General features: G+C 43.4%; 23 protein-coding genes and 1 pseudogene. 2 read left to right on the forward strand and 22 right to left on the reverse strand.

Annotated elements, in window-relative coordinates; translation table 11 throughout:
• The 8 genes and pseudogenes from V7M78_RS20725 to V7M78_RS20760 all read right to left on the reverse strand — a co-directional run.
• Positions 1 to 136, reverse strand: a pseudogene (locus tag V7M78_RS20725) (vacuolar family H+-ATPase subunit H); the annotation flags it as partial.
• A gap of 2 nt (positions 137 to 138) precedes the next feature.
• Entirely contained in the window at positions 139 to 657 is a 519-nt protein-coding gene (gene coaD / locus V7M78_RS20730; RefSeq protein WP_333652704.1) for a pantetheine-phosphate adenylyltransferase, read from the reverse strand.
• Complete coding sequence (gene rsmD, locus V7M78_RS20735) at positions 654 to 1,217, reverse strand: 16S rRNA (guanine(966)-N(2))-methyltransferase RsmD (RefSeq protein ID WP_333652707.1); 564 nt, start codon at positions 1,215 to 1,217, stop codon at positions 654 to 656. Before rsmD ends, coaD begins: the two co-directional genes overlap by 4 nt.
• A 160-nt stretch (positions 1,218 to 1,377) precedes the next feature.
• Positions 1,378 to 1,581, reverse strand: coding sequence for an alpha/beta-type small acid-soluble spore protein (locus tag V7M78_RS20740; protein WP_333652710.1), 204 nt, complete (start codon positions 1,579 to 1,581; stop codon positions 1,378 to 1,380).
• A gap of 147 nt (positions 1,582 to 1,728) precedes the next feature.
• Positions 1,729 to 2,424, reverse strand: coding sequence for a DUF975 family protein (locus tag V7M78_RS20745; RefSeq protein WP_333652714.1), 696 nt, complete (start codon positions 2,422 to 2,424; stop codon positions 1,729 to 1,731).
• 89 nt (positions 2,425 to 2,513) lie between these two features.
• Positions 2,514 to 4,565 carry an ATP-dependent DNA helicase RecG gene (gene recG, locus V7M78_RS20750; protein ID WP_333652717.1) on the reverse strand — a complete coding sequence of 684 codons (2,052 nt, stop codon included), beginning with the start codon at positions 4,563 to 4,565 and terminating at the stop codon, positions 2,514 to 2,516.
• Positions 4,566 to 4,652: 87 nt separating this feature from the next.
• A complete protein-coding gene (locus tag V7M78_RS20755; protein ID WP_333652720.1) occupies positions 4,653 to 6,323 on the reverse strand; it encodes a DAK2 domain-containing protein in 1,671 nt (556 codons plus the stop codon).
• A 14-nt stretch (positions 6,324 to 6,337) separates the two neighbouring features.
• Positions 6,338 to 6,694 carry an Asp23/Gls24 family envelope stress response protein gene (locus V7M78_RS20760; RefSeq protein WP_158379236.1) on the reverse strand — a complete coding sequence of 119 codons (357 nt, stop codon included), beginning with the start codon at positions 6,692 to 6,694 and terminating at the stop codon, positions 6,338 to 6,340.
• Positions 6,695 to 6,863: 169 nt separating this feature from the next.
• Here V7M78_RS20760 and rpmB point away from each other — a divergent pair, with 169 nt between their 5' ends.
• Positions 6,864 to 7,049 (forward strand): 50S ribosomal protein L28, encoded by a 186-nt coding sequence (rpmB, locus tag V7M78_RS20765; protein WP_333652725.1) that lies wholly within the window; start codon positions 6,864 to 6,866, stop codon positions 7,047 to 7,049.
• Positions 7,050 to 7,148: 99 nt separating this feature from the next.
• Here the strand turns inward: rpmB and V7M78_RS20770 are convergent, their stop codons facing one another.
• From V7M78_RS20770 to V7M78_RS20820, 11 genes are all read right to left on the reverse strand, one after another.
• A complete protein-coding gene (locus V7M78_RS20770; RefSeq protein ID WP_333652727.1) occupies positions 7,149 to 7,286 on the reverse strand; it encodes a hypothetical protein in 138 nt (45 codons plus the stop codon).
• Between the two features lie 54 nt (positions 7,287 to 7,340).
• Positions 7,341 to 7,751, reverse strand: coding sequence for a GerW family sporulation protein (locus V7M78_RS20775; protein WP_333652729.1), 411 nt, complete (start codon positions 7,749 to 7,751; stop codon positions 7,341 to 7,343).
• 33 nt (positions 7,752 to 7,784) lie between these two features.
• Positions 7,785 to 8,849 carry a DUF2953 domain-containing protein gene (locus V7M78_RS20780; protein ID WP_333652732.1) on the reverse strand — a complete coding sequence of 355 codons (1,065 nt, stop codon included), beginning with the start codon at positions 8,847 to 8,849 and terminating at the stop codon, positions 7,785 to 7,787.
• A 7-nt stretch (positions 8,850 to 8,856) separates the two neighbouring features.
• Positions 8,857 to 9,186 carry a hypothetical protein gene (locus V7M78_RS20785; protein ID WP_333652735.1) on the reverse strand — a complete coding sequence of 110 codons (330 nt, stop codon included), beginning with the start codon at positions 9,184 to 9,186 and terminating at the stop codon, positions 8,857 to 8,859.
• Complete coding sequence (locus V7M78_RS20790; RefSeq protein WP_333652737.1) at positions 9,167 to 10,489, reverse strand: hypothetical protein; 1,323 nt, start codon at positions 10,487 to 10,489, stop codon at positions 9,167 to 9,169. The genes V7M78_RS20785 and V7M78_RS20790 overlap by 20 nt, the downstream gene beginning before the upstream one ends.
• Before the next feature lie 36 nt (positions 10,490 to 10,525).
• On the reverse strand, positions 10,526 to 11,773 hold the full coding sequence (locus V7M78_RS20795; protein WP_333652738.1) for a competence/damage-inducible protein A: 1,248 nt from the start codon (positions 11,771 to 11,773) through the stop codon (positions 10,526 to 10,528).
• 2 nt (positions 11,774 to 11,775) lie between these two features.
• Complete coding sequence (pgsA, locus tag V7M78_RS20800; protein ID WP_333652741.1) at positions 11,776 to 12,318, reverse strand: CDP-diacylglycerol--glycerol-3-phosphate 3-phosphatidyltransferase; 543 nt, start codon at positions 12,316 to 12,318, stop codon at positions 11,776 to 11,778.
• Complete coding sequence (gene rimO / locus V7M78_RS20805) at positions 12,302 to 13,642, reverse strand: 30S ribosomal protein S12 methylthiotransferase RimO (protein ID WP_333652744.1); 1,341 nt, start codon at positions 13,640 to 13,642, stop codon at positions 12,302 to 12,304. The genes pgsA and rimO overlap by 17 nt, the downstream gene beginning before the upstream one ends.
• A 77-nt stretch (positions 13,643 to 13,719) precedes the next feature.
• Complete coding sequence (gene rpoZ / locus V7M78_RS20810) at positions 13,720 to 13,974, reverse strand: DNA-directed RNA polymerase subunit omega (RefSeq protein ID WP_333652747.1); 255 nt, start codon at positions 13,972 to 13,974, stop codon at positions 13,720 to 13,722.
• A gap of 20 nt (positions 13,975 to 13,994) precedes the next feature.
• On the reverse strand, positions 13,995 to 14,621 hold the full coding sequence (gene gmk / locus V7M78_RS20815) for a guanylate kinase (protein WP_333652750.1): 627 nt from the start codon (positions 14,619 to 14,621) through the stop codon (positions 13,995 to 13,997).
• 15 nt (positions 14,622 to 14,636) lie between these two features.
• The gene (locus V7M78_RS20820) at positions 14,637 to 15,515 is read right to left on the reverse strand and encodes a YicC/YloC family endoribonuclease (RefSeq protein WP_333652753.1); all 879 of its coding nucleotides are present in this window, start codon (positions 15,513 to 15,515) and stop codon (positions 14,637 to 14,639) included.
• A 134-nt stretch (positions 15,516 to 15,649) separates the two neighbouring features.
• On the opposite strand from V7M78_RS20820, the gene V7M78_RS20825 reads away from it, so the two are divergent.
• Positions 15,650 to 17,389, forward strand: coding sequence for an Rqc2 family fibronectin-binding protein (locus V7M78_RS20825; RefSeq protein WP_333652756.1), 1,740 nt, complete (start codon positions 15,650 to 15,652; stop codon positions 17,387 to 17,389).
• Positions 17,390 to 17,552: 163 nt separating this feature from the next.
• Here V7M78_RS20825 and V7M78_RS20830 read toward each other — a convergent pair whose 3' ends face one another.
• From V7M78_RS20830 to V7M78_RS20840, 3 genes are all read right to left on the reverse strand, one after another.
• Positions 17,553 to 17,729 carry a hypothetical protein gene (locus V7M78_RS20830; RefSeq protein ID WP_333652759.1) on the reverse strand — a complete coding sequence of 59 codons (177 nt, stop codon included), beginning with the start codon at positions 17,727 to 17,729 and terminating at the stop codon, positions 17,553 to 17,555.
• 496 nt (positions 17,730 to 18,225) lie between these two features.
• Positions 18,226 to 18,372 (reverse strand): exodeoxyribonuclease V subunit alpha, encoded by a 147-nt coding sequence (locus V7M78_RS20835; protein WP_333652761.1) that lies wholly within the window; start codon positions 18,370 to 18,372, stop codon positions 18,226 to 18,228.
• Positions 18,369 to 18,938 (reverse strand): accessory gene regulator B family protein, encoded by a 570-nt coding sequence (locus V7M78_RS20840; RefSeq protein ID WP_333652764.1) that lies wholly within the window; start codon positions 18,936 to 18,938, stop codon positions 18,369 to 18,371. The genes V7M78_RS20835 and V7M78_RS20840 overlap by 4 nt, the downstream gene beginning before the upstream one ends.
• Between the last annotated feature and the right edge of the window lie 291 nt (positions 18,939 to 19,229).

The following is a 19,229-nucleotide window of genomic DNA, read 5'->3' on the forward strand; positions in this document are numbered from 1 at the left end:
GAAGGCGGAGCTCCACTAAAAGCTCCTCCAATTCTTCCCTGTTTACCACGATCTTGCTGTTGGAAAGCGGCTGGTATTTGCAGCTGTCAATATATTCTTCAATTTCGCCGATTAACTGTTCGATTCTGCTCATCATAATTAAGAACACTCCTCACCCTTATTTCGTTCTATCTTCGTTCTGTCTTCCATTTTTCGGTTCACACGCTCCCCTATTTCCGGGGGTACAAATGCGTTTATCTCTCCGCCGTAGGCAGCGATCTCCTTCACAATGCTGGAACTTAAGTAAGAATACTTTAAATTAGTCGCCAAAAACACAGTATCCACCTCCGGTGCAATGACCCGGTTTGTCTGTGCTATCTGCAATTCATATTCAAAATCCGTTACAGCCCGAAGCCCGCGAATTACCGCATCAGCCTGATTGGCTCGTACAAAATCCACCAGAAGACCTCCAAAGGCTTTCACTTCCACATTTGGCATATCTTTGGTAAGACTCTTTATCATATTAACACGTTCTTCCGCAGAAAACAACGGAGTTTTTGAATAATTATTTAAAACTCCGATGATCAGATGGTCTGCCATGGCGGCAGCCCTTTCAATGATGTCTAAATGTCCATAAGTCACCGGATCGAAGCTGCCGGGATATACTGCTCTTTTCATAGGGATTCTTCTTTCTTTATAAATACATGCTGGTTGGTCTTGTACTTTTTCTCTTTTATCAGCTCATATCCCATAGAAGCCAGATAGTCAAAAGAGGTTTCCAGGGAGGCTTCTGTAATGATGGTTGTGTCCTGGCTGATCATTTGGGAAGTAGATAAGTATTCTAAAATCCGTTTTTCCCACTCCATATTATAAGGCGGGTCCATGAATATATAATCAAAGACATGTCCTTTGTTTTCCAGTCGTTCAAGGCCTGTTATGACATCGCAGTTCATCACTATAGCATCCTCTTCCAGCCTGGTGGTTTTTAAGTTTTCACGGATACAGGCTGCTGCTTTGGGATTTTGTTCGACCATGACGGCCAGAGCAGCTCCCCGGCTTAAAGCCTCAATGGCAATGGCTCCGCTTCCGGAAAAAAGATCTAAAAATTTGCAGTCAGCCATATCCGGCTGAATCATATTAAATAAGGTTTCTTTAATTCTGTCGGTGGTAGGTCTGGTATCCTGCCCCTCTATTGTTTTTAACGTAAGTCTTCGGGCTTTTCCTGATATAACTCTCATCTCAATCCTCGCTTTATCTTTCTGGAGTATTGCATCTCAGCTTTTATTTTACCATAAGTCGTCAGATATACAACAAAAAGTATATAAAAAAAGGAGCCGCAGCTCCAAACTGAATCAGTTGGGAAACTGCGGCCGCTTTTTTCTGCTTTATTTTCGCAGATTATTTTCCTGCCATTTGTCTTTCCTGGGCTTCGATCATTTTCTTAACCATATAGCCGCCTACGGAACCATTCTGAGCAGATGTTAAATTTCCGTTATAACCGTTGGTTAACGGAACACCGATTTCATTGGCAACTTCCATTTTGAAACGGTCCATTGCTTCCTTCGCTTCTGGTACATTCATAGAATTAGATTTTCCTGACATAATGATATGCCTCCTTTTCATCTATTCACCATGTTCTTTTTGTTTTTGTAATTCATGGTGTGTTTTGTGTTACACTCCTATTATGGCTGAAACAGAATGAAATAAACTAGAAGGTTTTTCGTAAAATGTCATTTTTTAACATTGATATTAATAGGCTTGTTCCCATGCGGTAAAGTCTGCGGAATTGCCTTTTAATGCGTAATAATAATTGGCTAAAGTGACCGTTGTATAAGGAGACACATAGATAAATGCCAGAAGACATGTGAACACACCTAAAAGGTCCCACAAAATAAAGGAAAGACTCAGTACGAACCACTCCCACTTATGCCCTGCCATCATTTCCTTGCTTTCATTTATGCATTCCATGATGCCCTTATCCGGATTTTCAGCCATAATAAAGACGGCCTGGGAATAGCGGCATGAAGCTATGATTCCTGGAATGAAAAAAAGCAGAGACCATAAAATTGTAAATATGGAGATCATCACAACCAGACCCACTGCCTTTAATAAATACCTGACGGTTGAAAATAAATCCCCATAGGACATACTTTGATTCCTGGATGCAACCTTTAAGCAGTAGGACTGGTATCCGAACTGGAGAATGGTGCTTAGAATCAAATTAATGAAAAAGAATATGGCGCTGCTGATTCCAAAAGCCAGAATCATATTCGCATCACTTTCAATAATTCCTTCTGCCATGAAGTCTTCCCATATATCCAGAACAAACTGAACAGAACCTAATATCAATAAAATAACTCCCATAATGATAGTGACCAGATAAGGGCTTACCGGTGCCTCTCCCATGGCCTGTTTTGCATCTGCCTTTAACGCTTTTCTACTCATATTACTCCTCCTTTTTCTTTCAAGCATTCTCTTTCTGTAAAATTCTACCACTTTGTGAACCTAATATCAATCTTCTTCTATAGATTCAATTATAGATTCAATTTCCCATAGGTTTTTTCCAGATATTCCACCAATTTACTCCGAAGTTCCTGATGCTCCTCCATTTCCAGTTCCGGATCTTTCTGAAACAACAGGTTCACTTCATCAGACACTGTCTTTAAAATATTGGCATCCGTAAAAATATCTCCCAGCTTAAATTCCAGGTCTCCGCTCTGGCGGATTCCAAAAATATCCCCTGGTCCTCTCAGCTTTAAGTCTTCTGATGCAATAAAAAATCCGTCGTTTGACTTATTTAAAATCTCCAGACGCTCCTTAGTTTCATCCTGCTCCGAACCATTGACCAGGATGCAGTAGGACTGGTGCTTTCCCCGTCCCACCCGGCCTCTTAACTGGTGAAGCTGGGCCAGGCCGAAGCGCTCTGCATTTTCAATCATCATAACCGTTGCATTGGGCACATTTACCCCTACCTCAATAACCGTGGTAGAAACCAGCACCTTGATTTCGCCGCAGGCAAACCGTTCCATGATACTATTCTTTTCCTTTGGCTTCATTTTTCCATGAAGAAATTCCACCGGAATTCCTGGAAGTTCGCTCTGGAGGACTTTTGTATAATCCACCACATTTTCCCCTTCCATCATCTCGCTGGCCTCCACCATAGGGCAGATCACATAAGCCTGACGTCCGGCAGCTACCTCTTTTTTGATAAAATCATATGCCTTGCTTCTATATCCTGTATCCACAACACAGTTTTTAATTGGAAGACGGTCAGCCGGAAGCTCATCAATCACAGAAATATCCAGATCCCCATAAATGATAATAGCCAGGGTCCTGGGAATGGGTGTTGCACTCATAACCAGAACGTGAGGCTCTTCTCCCTTTTTTCCAAGCAGTTCCCTCTGGCTGACTCCAAACCGGTGCTGTTCGTCGGTAATTACCAGGGCCAGATTGTCGTATATCACCTTTTCCTGAATGAGAGCATGGGTGCCCACAATGATATCCGCCTCATGGGAGGCGATTTTTTTATAAGCTTCTCTCTTTTCCTTTGCCGTCATGGAACCGGTGACCAGCACCGGCTTTTTATCAATATGGTGCTGGGCAAACAGCTCTGTCATGGATTCAAAATGCTGCCTTGCAAGCACCTCCGTAGGCACCATAAGAGCACCCTGGTATCCGTTATAAGCTGTTTCCAAAAGAGCCAAAATGGCAATGATGGTTTTTCCTGAGCCTACATCTCCCTGAATCAGACGGTTCATGACCCGCCCTGCCGTTAAATCCTCCTGAATCTCAAGAAGAACCTTGTTCTGGGCTTTTGTAAGGGAATAAGGAAGACTGTTCTTTAACGCCTCCACATCAGGAGAAAGCTTTAAAGAATAGGCACTTCGTTTTTCATTACGCCCCTCCTTTAGCCGCCGTACTGCCATGAGAAAGAAGAAGAATTCCTCAAATACAAGCCTCTTTCTGGCAAATAATAACTCCTTCCGGTCCGTTGGAAAATGAATATGCTCTATGGCAAAATTATATTCCGCCAGTTCATGCTTTTTCCGCAGATCCCCCGGCATGTAATCCCTTACCATCCGGCGGAGGCTCAGTGCCTGCTTCTGGGCTCTGACAATGGTCTTGTTACTAAGACCCTTGGTTTGTCCGTAAATTGGCTGCATGGAGTGAATCACCTCTCCGTAAGCCTCCGCTGTAAATACCTCCGGCTGCTCCATAGTAAGGCGCCCGCTCTTTTTCACCACCCGTCCCCGGAATACTGCCCTCATTCCCGCCTTTAAGGTGGAATGAAGATAAGGCATATTATACCAGGTCAGCTGAAGGCTTCCGGTTGTGTCCTTTAACGTGGCCGTTACGACCTGGATATGGCTGTAACGCTTCACATCCGGAGTCTTATGAAGCATTCCCGCCACAGTCATAATCCGGTCCGGCTTTAATTCACCGATGGAAGAAGGCTCCTCATAAGTGTCGTATTCCCTCGGATAATATTCCAGAAGATCCCCTATGGTAAAAACTCCTATTTTCTGAAATAATTTCCCGGTCTTTTCTCCGATTCCTTTTAAAGTATCAATCGATTCCCGGTTCATAGGTTCACCCCCTCCTTTCTCGTCTTATTTATATCAAAAAGGGCAGACGGTTTTTTCCGTCTGCCCGAAACAGGCAGTCTGTCTCTTTTATTCCACAGAAACCAGATAATAATAAATGGGCTGTCCGCCTGAGTGAAGCTCCACTTCACAACCGGAGAACATCTCTTCCGCTTTTCCTCTGATTTCTTCTGCGTCCTTTTCACTGACTTCTTTTCCGTAATAAATGGTCACCAGCTCTGACTCTTCCTCTACCATGGCTTCCAGGGCCTTTAAAACAGTCTCCCCGATATCCTTTCCAACGGTCAGGATTCCCGTATCTCCCAGGGCCATAATATCGCCTTCCCTGATCTCAATATCATCGATGGTGGTGTTACGGACTGCATAAGTCACCTGACCTGTCTTCACACGGCCCATCTCTTTTGTCATGATGGTTTCATTGTCCTCAGGAGATAAATCCGGTGCAAAGTTGATGATGGCAGTAATTCCCTGGGGAATGGTCTTGGAAGGAATTACAATCACCTTTTTGTCCTCAACCAGACTCTTGGCCTGCTGGGCTGCCAGAATGATGTTTTTGTTGTTAGGAAGGATGTAAATGGTATCTGCATTGACCTGGTCAATGGCATTTAGCATATCTTCTGTACTGGGGTTCATGGTCTGTCCCCCCTGAATCAGATAATCCGCTCCAATGCCCCGGAAGATTTCATCAAGCCCTTCTCCCGCAGAAACAGAAATAAATCCGTAAAGCTTGCGGGGTTCCTCTTTCTTCTCCTGACCCTTTTGCTGAGCTGCCATCTTTTCAGCATCCTGGATTAACCGCTCCTGATGCTCCTCCCGCATGTTGTCAATCTTCATCCGGGATAAAGAACCGTAAGTTAAGGCCTTCTGAATAGCAAGGCCCGGATCGTTGGTGTGAACATGAACCTTTACAATATCGTCATCAGAAACCACCACAAGGGAGTCTCCAATGGATTCCAGATAAGCCTTAAACTGGTTTTCTTCTCTGTTGTCATAAGGCTTTTCCAGATTGATGATGAATTCAGTGCAATAGCCGAACTTAATATCAACTTCTTCCAGCCTTGCTCCTTCCATGGAAGAATGAGCGGAGGATTTTCCTTCAAGCTGAACGGATAAGTCCACTTCCTTGCCGGAAAGGCCGTCAAAAGCCCCCTTCATCACCTGCATCAGTCCCTGGCCGCCGGAATCCACCACTCCGGCCTGCTTTAATACGGGAAGCATCTCAGGCGTCTGGCTCAGCACATAGTCTCCGTGCTCAATTACCTTACGGCAGAATTCCAGCACATCGTCTGTTTCAAGAGCCAGCTCTGATGCCTTTTCCGACATCCCTCGGGCTACGGTAAGTATGGTTCCTTCCTTCGGTTTCATAACCGCCTTATATGCGGTTTCCGAAGCTCTTACAAAGGCATGTGCCAGGATCGTGACTGTCACCTGGTCCACTGCCGCAATTTCCTTGGTAAATCCCCTGAACAACTGGGATAAAATAACGCCGGAATTTCCTCTGGCACCTCTTAAAGAACCGGAGGAAATCGCCTTTGCCACGGCCTCCATGGTAGGATTTTCAATGGCAGCCACTTCCTTTGCCGCCGCCATGATGGTCATGGTCATATTGGTTCCGGTATCTCCATCGGGTACAGGAAACACATTCAGTTCGTTAATCCATTCTTTTTTTGCTTCCAGTCCCTTTGCACCTGCCAGAAATGCCTTTCTGAGCATTTCAGCGTCTATATACTGCATACCCACAGGTAGTTTCCTCCTTAATCAATCACTCTCACACCTTCTACGAAGATGTTGATTTTATCTACCGTCATGCCGGTGAATTCTTCTACTTTATATTTGACATTTTCAATCAGATTATCGGCTACTGCAGAAATGCTGATTCCGTATGCCACAATAACATGAAAATCAATGGTAATATGGTTGTCCTGTATATTCACATTGATTCCGTGAGTCAGACCTTCTCTCTTCAAAAGCTTAACGAGACCGTCCTTCATGCTGACAGCTGCCATGCCTACGATGCCAAAGCATTCCACTGCCGTGGTTCCGGCATACATGGCGATAACATCAGGGCTTACCTGGATTTCGCCCAGTTTATTATTAATGTAACCCTTCATATTGTTTACCTCCGTTCTTTCTGTCTTATTTGATTATACATGATTTTTCCAAAAAAAGAAACAAATTTTTATTTTTCACTTGCAAATAATAGGATTTTCTGTTATCATACATTTGTTGTGGATTTTTCAAAACTAAAAAAATCCAAGTTGCTTTTAAGGAGGTGCAATCATGGCTAAATGTGCAATTTGTGAAAAAGCTGCTCACTTTGGAAACGCAGTGAGCCATTCCCATAGAAGATCTAACAAAATGTGGAAAGCAAATGTCAAGTCTGTTAAAGTAAAAGTTAACGGCGGCGCTAAGAAGATGTACGTATGTACTTCCTGCTTAAGATCCGGATTAATTGAAAGAGCTTAATCAAAGGAAACTCCTGGCTGGTATCAGTCAGGAGTATTTTTTATCCTCTACAAGCCTGCCCCCAAAGGGCGGGTTTTTTATTTTTACAGCAAAATCCTCCTAGCAACAAAACAGGTTATATCCCAATACCAGACATCCAATGATAAAGCAAACCGTAAAAATCGTTGCCGGGATAAAAAGCAGGATTGCCATACCTGCTCCGAAACAGAACAGCATAAGTCCGCATACTCTTCTCATATCATCCCTCAGTCCATTCAGGCTATATGATATCCTATGCGGCTTATCCCTTTCTTATTCTTCCCCTTTTCCCTTATCACCTGCAGAAGCAATTTCCTCGGCTGCTCTTAAAGCTTCGGGAGAGATATCTTTGGAGTTTGACGAAAATTTATTGACAAAATCAGGAACCATGTCCAGAATTTTTGTCACAGCATCCTGCTGTTTGATATTGACCAGCTTTGTCACTCCGTTCTGAATGATCAAAACAGCGCTGGGACTCATCTTTGCATGCATTCCGCCTGCTCCCTTTTGCTTGGCATCGTCCGTAAAGGAACCGGCTGCCATGCCGCAGGTCACATCCACTAAAGGCAAAATGATGGTGTCATCCACCTTTACCGCATCTCCTACTACTGTTTTTGTAGCCACAAATGTATCCATGCCTTTAAACAGCGCTTCTACTGTAGACGTAAAATAATTATCTGCCACTTTAAGCAATTCCTCCTTTATCATTTCAATCCTTTATCGAAGCCATTTCTTCAACTGAACTCTGAAATTCTTGTCAAGCAGCATCCGGCCTCCAATGGCAAGGATCGTTCCAATTCGTACTCTGCCCCTGAAATTTCCATCCGCCTTAAATACCACCTGGTCAAAAACCGGATATAAATTCAGATGCTTGTGACAAAACGGATAGACCACACTTGCATAGGTCAGCACCTGTCCCGTCACATAAGGGTCGTCAAAACCAAAGGTAACATTTCCTTTTCCCCTGCGGGGAAGGATATGGCGGATCAGCTTTTTAAGCTGCCTTAAAAGCAGCTTCACGGTTTTCTGGTTTTCCTTATTGGAAACCCAGGCCTGCAGCGTCTCTTTCTTATCTTTTACTGCTTTCAGTGTATCACAAATCCGATGGAAAAAAAACTTAAGTTTTAACAATTGCTTACGGATTTTCTCCTTCAGCTTTGAAAACCAGGAAATTTTCTTATCATCTTCTGGTGGTTTTCCCTCTTTAGAAGGCTGACTCCGGTTGTGGATATCCTCTTCCTTACCGGACCGGTCCTGGCTTTGAATATCTTCTTCCTTATGAGATTGAGTCTGGCTTTGGATACCGTCTTCCTCATAGGTCCAGACGCGGCTTTGGGACTTCTTCTCCTTACGGGACAGAAACTGGCTTTGAGACTTCTTCTCCTTACGGGACAGAGCCCAGCTCATTCTCCCTTTTTCAGGCTTTTTTTGTATCTCTTCCTTTATATCCTCTACTGCTTCCTCGGGCTTTATTTCCATGGTCTGAACCATGATTTCTCCGGCTTCCCGGAGCTCATGATCCATCTTTTTTGGCTTTAAAATACGAAATCCAAATAACCGGACCGTCATAATAAAGTCTTCTTCATAAGAAAGGGTCACTGAAATCAGGTGCAGCAGCCAGGAAACCCTGACTTTCCCCTTCACCTTTTCATAATATGAGCCCTCGGCCCTATACCGGACCGGAACCAGAAGTACCAGTAAAAGCAGCAGTAAAATCAGGCCAAGTACCACAAGAAGCAGCAGTCCTAAGATTTTTAATATAAGTAAAATAATATGAACCATGGGCACCTCACACCTTACGGGCCTCTCCCCCTATGAAAGAAAGCAGGTCAAAGCCGCCTGTTTGACCGTACATCTCATCCACAATGCATCGGGCCACCTCTAAGGCTTCCCAGTAGCTTGATGCAATACCGATAACAAGAAGCTCCTTTTCCGGGTAAAAAGGGGATACCAGCAAAGATGCCGGGCAGATATCAAGTATATTATTCCCATCAGAAGCAGGTGTAATCACATAACTTCCGGGTATGGGTTTCGATCTGCGGATTCCCCGTATAATCCGGTAACGTTTTCTTCTTGCTTTTTCGCCCACATACAAATGGTCAGACCAGAATATTTTCATAATCCATTAGCTCTTCCAATAACTCCTTGCAGGTTTCCTTTTCCTCTTCATCCAGACAGCTTTCCAGGCTTCCTCTGATGTAATCCTCTATTTCGCTCATGGAACGGAAATAAACGGGGAGATCGGATAAAACCTTTGCCATAATGGCCCGGACCACTGGTTTGGAGGTTCCGGAAAACACCGTTTCCAGTTCCTTGAAATACTCTCCCGCCACTTGTTCCAGCCAGGGGCGGTCAACCTCTTTTTCTTCTTCCGCTGATTCTTGTTTGGCATTTTCCTCAGGCTGTTTCAGCTCTGCAAAGCTGCTTCCTGATAAAAGCCTGTCAACATTCACCGCATTGATAAAATCAGGATCAAGTTTCCGCTCTTCATTTTCCTCCGGAAGCTCTGTCCTTAAATAACGCTCATAATAAGCCTCCTGCTTCCCTTCCAGACGGGTCAGCTTATCAAAAAAGGCTTCATCTCCAGGCGAATAATCTTCTTTGAGAAACTTTTCTAGAATCTCTGATACAAGAGATTGGTAAAAAGCTTCTTCCTTTTCATCCACAAGGGCCTCTTGACGGGAAAGAGCCAGCACGCACATATCGTTGACAAGCTCCTGAAGCATCATATACATTCCCGCTTCCTCTGTCAGGTTCTCACAGGCAAGCTTATAAAGGGAAGACACTTCTTCATAGTTTTCGGCTGTCATAGTGCGGTAATCCGCCCCCCGAAGCTTTTCCAGAGTCTTATAAAGAGACTGATATTCCTCCATATCCGGCCCCAGACTCACCATAGACTCTGTCCGAAGAACATACATCATACCCTCCAGGCTCTTTTTGGAAGCCCCCAGATAAACCGAAAGCCCCTCCATAATAAAGCTGAAAAACTTCTGCTTTGTCAAGCGGACTGGAAGCTGCTCTATGATATTTCTGATTCTTTCATTTCTGGCAGGTGCTTCCCCGGCAGCTTCTATAAATTCCATCAGCCGCAAAACCAGATCCTCTTCATCAAGCCCTGTTTCCGGCATGGTTTCAAATTTCCGTTCCAAACGGTTTAACACATAAGCATAAATTTGAAAGCAGTCCGTATAGGAAGTGAGAGTCTCGACCCTGCGGGTGATATCTCCCCTCAGCTCCAGCAGACCGGACTGGATATCCTTTTTAGAAAGCTGCGCCTCCATCAAAGAGTTGAGCCTTTGGCAGCAGCCCATAACTTCCTCTGAAACCTCAGTTTTCTCAGCAATGGATTCAAATAACGTATAGTAATTCAGCACCAGCCTGACCCAGGAATACTGATAGGCCGCTGACATCTGTTTTTTCATAAAACGGGTTTCCAATCGATCACCTCCGTTTGGATATTATGATTGACAGCCGGAAAGGATAGAACGGCGCAGCATGTCCAGCGCCTTTGTCACGGACTGTTCCCTGATCTTTTCCCGGTTTCCCCTAAAATGGTACTCCTCCACCGTCACCTTATCCTTTATAAAGCAGGCAATATAGACCAGTCCTACAGGCTTTTCGCCGTCTGCCCCTGGCCCTGCAATTCCGGTAACGGCAATGCAGACATCTGCATCAGCAGCCAGCACGCCTCCTGCCGCCATTTCTTTAGCTGTCTGCTCACTGACAGCACCGTATTTTTTTAATGTTCCCTTGCTGACGCCGAGAACCTTTCTCTTGGATTTGTTGGAATAGGTGATAAAGCCCTGGTTAAATACCTCCGAAGCGCCCGGCACATTGACCAGCCGTCCGGCAATTAAGCCTCCGGTACAGGATTCCGCCGTAGTCACTGTCAATTCATGCTTTTTCAATAGGGAGACAACGGCCATTTCAAGGGTTTCCTCTTCCTTTACCGTATACACATCCCTGCCAAAACGGTTTTTAATTTCCTTTACCACAGGCTTTAACAGCTTCTTTGCTTCCTCTTCGCCAGAAGCTCTGGCCGTGATCCGCAAATGAACCTCCGCTGTTTTGGCATAAGTGGCAATCGTAGGATTGGACTGGCCGTCAATTAAATCCAGAATCTGGCTCTCCACCTGGCTTTCTCCCTGGCCGCATATCTTGACCATCTGGGAACGGATTACTTCCGGCTGCAGTTTTTGAAGGTATGGATATACCTGTTCCTGAAAGAGAGGAATCAATTCACCTGGAGGTCCAGGAAGCAAAATCGCAGTTTTTCCTTCCTTTTCCAGAATCAGCCCGGGAGCTGTGCCATTGCTGTTGTCAAGAACCTTTGCTCCATGAGGAACAAGGGCCTGTTTCCAGTTGTTATCCGGAATCTTTTTATAATTGCTTCTCTTAAAAAATTCCTGGATTCTCTCCCTTGTATTGAAATCCTCCTCCAAAGAAAGACCGAGGACCTCTGCACAGACCTTCTTTGTCAGATCATCCTCCGTAGGCCCTAAGCCTCCGGTCAGAATAACCACATCAGAACGGTTTAAAGCTTCAGAAAATGCGGCGGAAAGACGCTCCCTGTTGTCCCCCACCGTCACCTGATGATACATGGAAAGTCCTAAAAGAGCGCATTTTTCCGCCAGATACTGAGTGTTGGTATTTACAATATTTCCCAGCAAAAGCTCTGTTCCAACTGAAATCAGTTCCACAACCATGATTACATGCTCCCTTCTGTAAGAACCTTATAATTTTTCACGATATAATCAACTAAGGAGATCAGCGTAAGCGCCGTCGCGATCCAGATAAAAATGACTGTAACAAAGGAAAGCATGGGAATGTTTAATATGAGTAGCACAGACATAATCATCTGTGACACTGTTTTAAGTTTTCCCCAGTAACTTGCCGCAATAACCACTCCATTGTCGGAAGCCACCAGACGGAAGCCGCTGATAATAAATTCCCGGCTTATGATCAGTATGACAATCCAGGCAGAAAGCTGGCCCAGGCCTGTAAAGCAGATGAGGCCGGAACAGACCAGCAGCTTGTCCGCCAGAGGGTCCATAAACTTTCCAAAATTAGTTACCAAACCATACTTTCTGGCAATATTCCCATCCAGCCAGTCCGTAAAGCTGGCTACAATAAAGATAGCCGCTGCAATATAACGGTACAGCGGATTAAGGCCGCCCTCTAACAGCATAAACAGCACAAAAAACGGAATCATGATAACCCTTAAAATCGTAAGCTTATTCGGTAAATTCATCTTCCAATTCTCCTATCAAATCATATTCCATGGCCCCGGTTACCCGGACTTTGGCAAAATCACCTGACATCAGTTCCACCCCGGTCTGGACAAAGATCATTCCATCCACACCTGGGCCATCCATATAAGTACGTCCTACATATGCATTTTCATCGGCTACTTTTCCTTCTATCATAACCTCCAGAGTTTTCCCGATCATATTCTCAGAATGAGCCAGGGAAATTTCCTGCTGAAGCTCCATGATTTCATCCCGGCGCTCCTCCTTCACTTCCTGGGGAACGTGATCCGGGAACTCTGCGGCAGGAGTGTCCTCCTCAGCAGAATAAGCGAATACTCCCAGACGTTCAAACTCCATCTCATCCACAAATTCCACCAGCTCGTCGTGATCCTCCTGGGTTTCGCCCGGAAATCCGGAAATCAAGGTGGTACGGAGGGCAATATCAGGAATTTCCCTGCGAAGCTTTTCCACAATCTCCCGAAGCTGGGCCTTGGTGGTTCTTCTTCCCATAAGCTTTAAAATCCGGTCACTGGCATGCTGAATGGGCAGGTCCAGATAAGAACAGAGCTTTTCCTCTTCCTTTATGGTCTGGATCAGTTCCTCTGTAATCTCCTCCGGATAACAGTACTGGACACGAATCCACTGGATTCCGGATATACGGCACAGCTTTCTTAAAAGCTCAGGCAGAGATTTCTTTCCATATAAGTCCATTCCGTAAAGGGTGGTTTCCTGAGCCACTAAAATCAGCTCTTTCACTCCTTTTTCCGCCAGGCTTTCCGCCTCTTTGATCAGGCGCTCCATGGGAACACTGCGGTAGTTTCCTCTGAGGCTTGGGATGATACAGTAGGTACAGTGCTTGTCACACCCTTCTGCAATCTTTAAAAATGCATAGTGGCCGCCAGTGGTGAGAACACGCTCTGCCTCCTGCTCCGGAAATCCGCTCAGCTCGTGGAAACATTGAACGTGCTCCTTGCCTCCTAAGGCATCGCTTAAAACTCTGGAAATCTCATCATAAGTGGAGGTTCCCAAAATCCCATCTACCTCCGGAATCTCGTCAATGATTTCCTGCTTATACCTCTGGGCCAGACATCCGGTCACAATAAGGGCCTTGCACTTGCCATCCACTTTCCTCTGAGCCATTTCCAGAATGGTGTTGATGCTCTCTTCCTTTGCATCATTGATAAAGCAGCAGGTATTGATCACAATGACATCTGCTTCGTACTCATCATCTGTAAAAGTATATCCGTCTTTATTCAAAAGGCCAAGCATCATCTCCGTATCAACCAGATTTTTGTCACAGCCCAGTGAAATACATAATAATTTCATTCTTTAACTCCTGTCTCTCTTTCATAAAAGGAACCATTAAAAAGGCTATCTCTCCAAAAGGGGAGACAGCCTTCCTCCTAATTATCCTCTTCTTCTGCTTCTTCTGTTTCGCTTAAAATCTTCACTTCACCCTGATACAGCTCCTCCACAGCCATGGAAAGCGGTTTTTTTCCTGGCTCTGCAAGCTCCGGCTCTGCTCCGCCGATGATCTGTCTCGCTCTTTTGGCTGCCGCAATCACGATGGAATACCGGCTGTTGATAATAGGAGCATCTCCAGGCTCTACCTCACTGTTTACTACATTAATCAAATCTGAATAAGATGGATGTAACATCTTTTATTCCCCTTTCTCAATCAACTCTTTATATTCTTCAATTCTTCCCGGATATGGGATAAAAACTCTGTATTATTGGAAGCCCGGTTGTGCTGGACCTGGATCATGGTGTGCATCTCTTCCACACAGGTACAAACCTGGTTATTAATGAGGATATAATCGTATTTTTCCATACCCTCAGCTTCCTCTGCTGCTCTGGAAAGCCTGGCATTGATTACCTCCATGCTTTCTGTTCCCCGCCCAATGAGACGGCGTTTCAGCTCCTCTGCATTGGGAGGCATGACAAAGATTAAAATAGCCTCCGGGAAATGCTCCTTCACCTTAAGGGCTCCCTGGATTTCAATTTCCAGTATCACGTCTTTTCCCATCTTCATCTGATTGGAGACGTATTCCTTAGGTGTGCCGTAATAATGGTTGACGTAACGGGCATATTCGATTAATGCGTCCGTTTCTATCATTTCTTTAAAATGTTCTTCTGTTACAAAGAAATATTCCCTGCCGTCTGCCTCTCCCTCTCTGGGCTTTCTGGTGGTGGCGGAAATAGAAAGTGCATAATTATCATAACGCTTTAAGAGTTCCTTCATCAAGGTCCCCTTTCCGGCTCCTGAAAAACCGGATACAACGATCAACATGCCATGGTCATTCATGTCTTTGTTATTCTCCTACTCAATATTCTGGATCTGTTCCCTGACCTTTTCGATTTCTGTCTTTAATGCAATGGCCTTATCGGAAATTTCCAGATCATTGGCCTTGGAAAGAATGGTATTGGCTTCCCGGTTCATCTCCTGAGCGATGAAATCCAGCTTTCTTCCAATACTTCCTCCTGTTTCCAGCTCTGTGCGGGTATTTTCCATATGGTTTCTCAGCCTTACGGTCTCTTCATCCACGCAGATTTTATCGGCAAAAATAGTGACTTCTGTGGCGATCCTGTTTTCATCAATGGCAGTTCCCGCCAATAATTCCGCCACTTTGTTCTCCAGCTTTGCCCGGTATTCGGAAAGAATCCTGGGAGAACGTTCTTCAATAAATTCCACAAGCCCGGTCATAAACGTAAGCTTTCCAAGAAGGTCAGTCTTTAAATTCTCACCTTCCATCACTCTGCTGTCCACAAACCGCTTTGCAGCTTCTTCAATGTTTTCTGAAAGCAGCTTCCACATCTGCTGCTCATCCTCGGCCACTTCTTCCATGGTCAGAACCTCCGGGCATCTGGATAAGGCAGATACCTTGATATCGTTCTGAATGCCGAATTGTTCCTCCATCTTTGCGAAATAATCCATGTATTCAGCAGCCAGCGCACTGTTGTACTTTAAACACAGTTTATTTTCTGTATAATCCTCATAGCTGATGTACACATCAACCTTGCCGCGCTGGATATAATTCTTTAATAAATTCCTGATTCCTGCTTCAAAAAAATTAAACTTTTTCGGCATCTTTATGCTTAAATCCAAATATCTGTGATTTACAGCCTTCATTTCTACGGAAATTTTATATTCATCCGTGACGGTTTCACATCTTCCGAAACCTGTCATGCTCTTAATCATTGCATATGCCTCTCTTTCGCCATAGATACATTTCATTATAAGTCATAATAAAAAACAAGTCAAATAGTTTTAAATTTTACAGAACACAGATTCTATGGTATACTATCCCTACTATTTACCGGAGGAAACAGACAATGGCATTAGACGGAATCGTTATGGCAAATCTGACAGCAGAAATGAAAGACCGGCTGGAAGGCGGAAAAATCGCTAAAATCGCCCAGCCTGAAAAAGATGAACTGCTGTTTACAATTAAAAATCAAAAAAATACCTGGAGGCTCTTAATTTCAGCCAGCGCCAGCCTTCCGCTGATTTATTTTACGGAAGCCAACAAGCCAAGCCCCATGACTGCCCCCAATTTCTGTATGCTTTTGAGAAAGCACATCGGAAACGGACGCATCATACGGGTGAGCCAGCCCGGCCTGGAGAGAATTCTCTGTATGGAAGTGGAACATCTGGACGAGCTGGGTGACAGGCGGACGAAAAAATTAATCGTGGAAATTATGGGCAAGCACAGCAATATTATCTTCTGTAATGAGGAAGACATGATACTGGACAGCATCAAGCACATTTCCGCCCAGGTCAGCTCTGTCCGTGAGGTTCTTCCCGGAAGAACCTATTTCATCCCTCAGACCATGGATAAAAAAGACCCTCTTACCATCACCCAGGAGGAATTCATTGACGTGATCGGCCATACGGCCTCTCCTATCCAAAAGGCCTTGTATATGAAGCTGACTGGAATAAGTCCTATTATGAGCCATGAGCTCTGCCATCTGGCTTCCATTGACGGAGATCATTCTGCCAATGAAATGACGGAACTGGAATTGGTTCATTTATATAGAATGTTTTCCTTAATGATGGAGGATGTAAAGCAGGGGCAATTTTCCCCGAACATCGTATACCGCCAGGAGGAGCCGGTGGAATTTTCTTCCCTGCCCTTAACCTGTTACCAGGGAGACGGCTACAGGGCAGAAGCCTTTGACTCGGTCAGCAGTCTTTTGGAAAGTTATTATGCATCGAAAAACACCATAACCCGCATCCGGCAAAAATCTGCAGATTTAAGAAGAATCGTCCAGACAGCCCTGGAACGGAATTATAAAAAATACGATTTGCAGGAAAAGCAGTTAAAGGATACGGAAAAAAAGGATAAATACAAAATTTACGGAGAGCTTTTAAACACTTACGGGTATGAACTGGAAGGCGGGGAAAAGAAACTCACCTGTCTCAACTATTATACCAATGAGGATATTACAATCCCTCTTGACGACCAGTTATCAGCGAAAGAAAATGCCCAGAAGTATTTTGACAAATACAACAAGCTGAAACGGACCTTTGAGGCTGTGACAGATCAGATTGCAGAAACCAGACAGGAAATCGATCATCTGGAATCTGTAAGTACTGCCCTGGATATTGCTTTAAAAGAAGATGACCTGGTGCAGATCAAGGAAGAATTAATGGAATACGGCTACATCAAGCATCGCCGTGCCGGGGACAAGAAACCTAAGATCACAAGCAAGCCATTCCACTACATCTCCTCTGACGGTTTCCATATCTATGTAGGGAAAAATAACTATCAGAACGAAGACCTGACCTTTAAAGTGGCAACCGGCAATGACTGGTGGTTCCATGCCAAGGGAATTCCAGGTTCCCATGTAATAGTAAAAACAGAAGGAAAAGAACTGCCCGACCGGGCATTTGAAGAGGCCGGAGCCTTAGCCGCCTACTACTCCAAGGGGCGGGAAAATGATAAAGTGGAAATTGATTATATTCAGAAAAAAAATATCAAAAAAGTGGCTGGATCAGCTCCCGGCTTTGTAATCTACCACACCAATTATTCCATGGTGGCAGAGCCTAAAATACTTTTAGAAGAATGTTAGTAACTTGCCCAAGCCTTAACAGCTTGGGCAATAAATATTCATTCCGGCATTGCTGGCTTATATAGATAAGTCAAAAAAACACAAGCTTTGCAAGCAGCAAAACGAAGGCGCAGAAAATCACCTTACTTAGGTAACCTTTCTGCGCCTGTTTCGCAAATATGTTCTAGAAAAACATCTGTCCTTCTTTTCTTTCCGGTACAGTGGTTGATATAACCTCAATGAAATATTCATCGGGAATAAGCTTTTTCCCTCTGCGCCTTGCCAGAATTCGTCTCCGGGTAAGAGCAGTGTTCATCTTCTTTTCCAGTTTTACAATTTTTCGAACTATCCTTAATTCCATCCACATATTCTCCCGTATTAACTGAATCTATATTATTTCATAGAAATCACATGTTTAAGTTTTTTTCTATTCCCGTTTCCCCTTTTGCATGAATCGCTCTTTAAAATAAAGGTTAACCCAATATTCCAAAGAGCTTTTCATACAATATTTGATTTTTCAAAGTTGCTCACCGTGCAATTTGAATCCTTTCGCCTGCCTGATTCCTAATCAGTTTCAACAAAAGATTATATTTAATCCTCATTTTTTTCTCCCCTGAACCAATGTAAACCTGGATTGTCTGAAATAGCGGTGATATTCCTGTAATTTTATTATGTATCCAATATCTCCTTATTATCTATGTCAAACATCTGAGTTTAAATGATTCCTTGCTGCTTTCGCACAACTTTGATTTCACTCTAAAACCTTTTATAAATCACATGTTCTATAAATAATCCTTTATAAATAGAATATATTTTACCATTGATTTAACGTTATACGCCAGCAGTAGTAAAATTCCTTATTTGGAATTTTCTTTACGCATTTTCAATACTGCTTCTGGAATTTTTCTCTCATAAATTGTAGCAGGGATGCTTCTCCCTATTGAATTAATGGATATTTTTGCTAATACTTTTTGTAACTTTTCTGCTGCCATCTTCTTCATCATATGTTTTCTCCTTTGACATTTATTTTATTTTTAGGAAGCAATGTTAGAACTTCCAAAATAACTGGGTAAATAATCAACCCTCTAAGAGCCTGATTAAAAAAAGCAACTGTCATAAGTAAAGTCAAAAAAACGGCAGAATATACCTTTTTTCTAAATTTATCCTGTGAACTAAAATATTCAATGTTCATTGTTCTTGGGACACAGTAAGCAATAATAAATATAGAAACAACATAGATATATGGCAAAAACCATGCCTTTATATCAAAAAACACATCTCCCAAAATTGATATTGCCCAGATCAGAAATATGCTGAATCCACATCCCCATCCTGTTTTTGCATGAATGCCGCCAGCCTGTAATCTCAATCCGCAAAATGCAAACAAAACCACAGCTGTCTCAAATCCTTTTCCCAAAACAATTCCAATAAATAAAATAGCAATAATTTTTATAACATTATCCAAGAGTAACTCCATGCCATACTGAATTGCTTCATTCTCTTCTGGACTTTTGGGACTTATCTTATTTAACCAATAGCAAAAACCGACAGCAATTTGAGAAATGCTCATTTTATCACCACCTTTTGCTAATATATTATCACACTTTTAATCCAACAAAATATTTTTGTAATTTCCGTATCGTTTTTCTTCCTAAATGTAAAATGATTTTGCTTTTCATACAATTCCCTTTACTTTCTATTTATAACAATGTAAAATATATCCATACATCTACCGTTAAGGAGATATCCTATGACTTATTTTATTTATACATTTACAGGAGCATTATGCGATTATTTTTTCTGCGTACATTTGCTTCCTAATAAATTAGCAATCCTTAAACGATTGATTATATTTTTATAT

This window comes from Lacrimispora sp., assembly GCF_036758025.1.
GTDB lineage: Bacteria > Bacillota > Clostridia > Lachnospirales > Lachnospiraceae > Lacrimispora.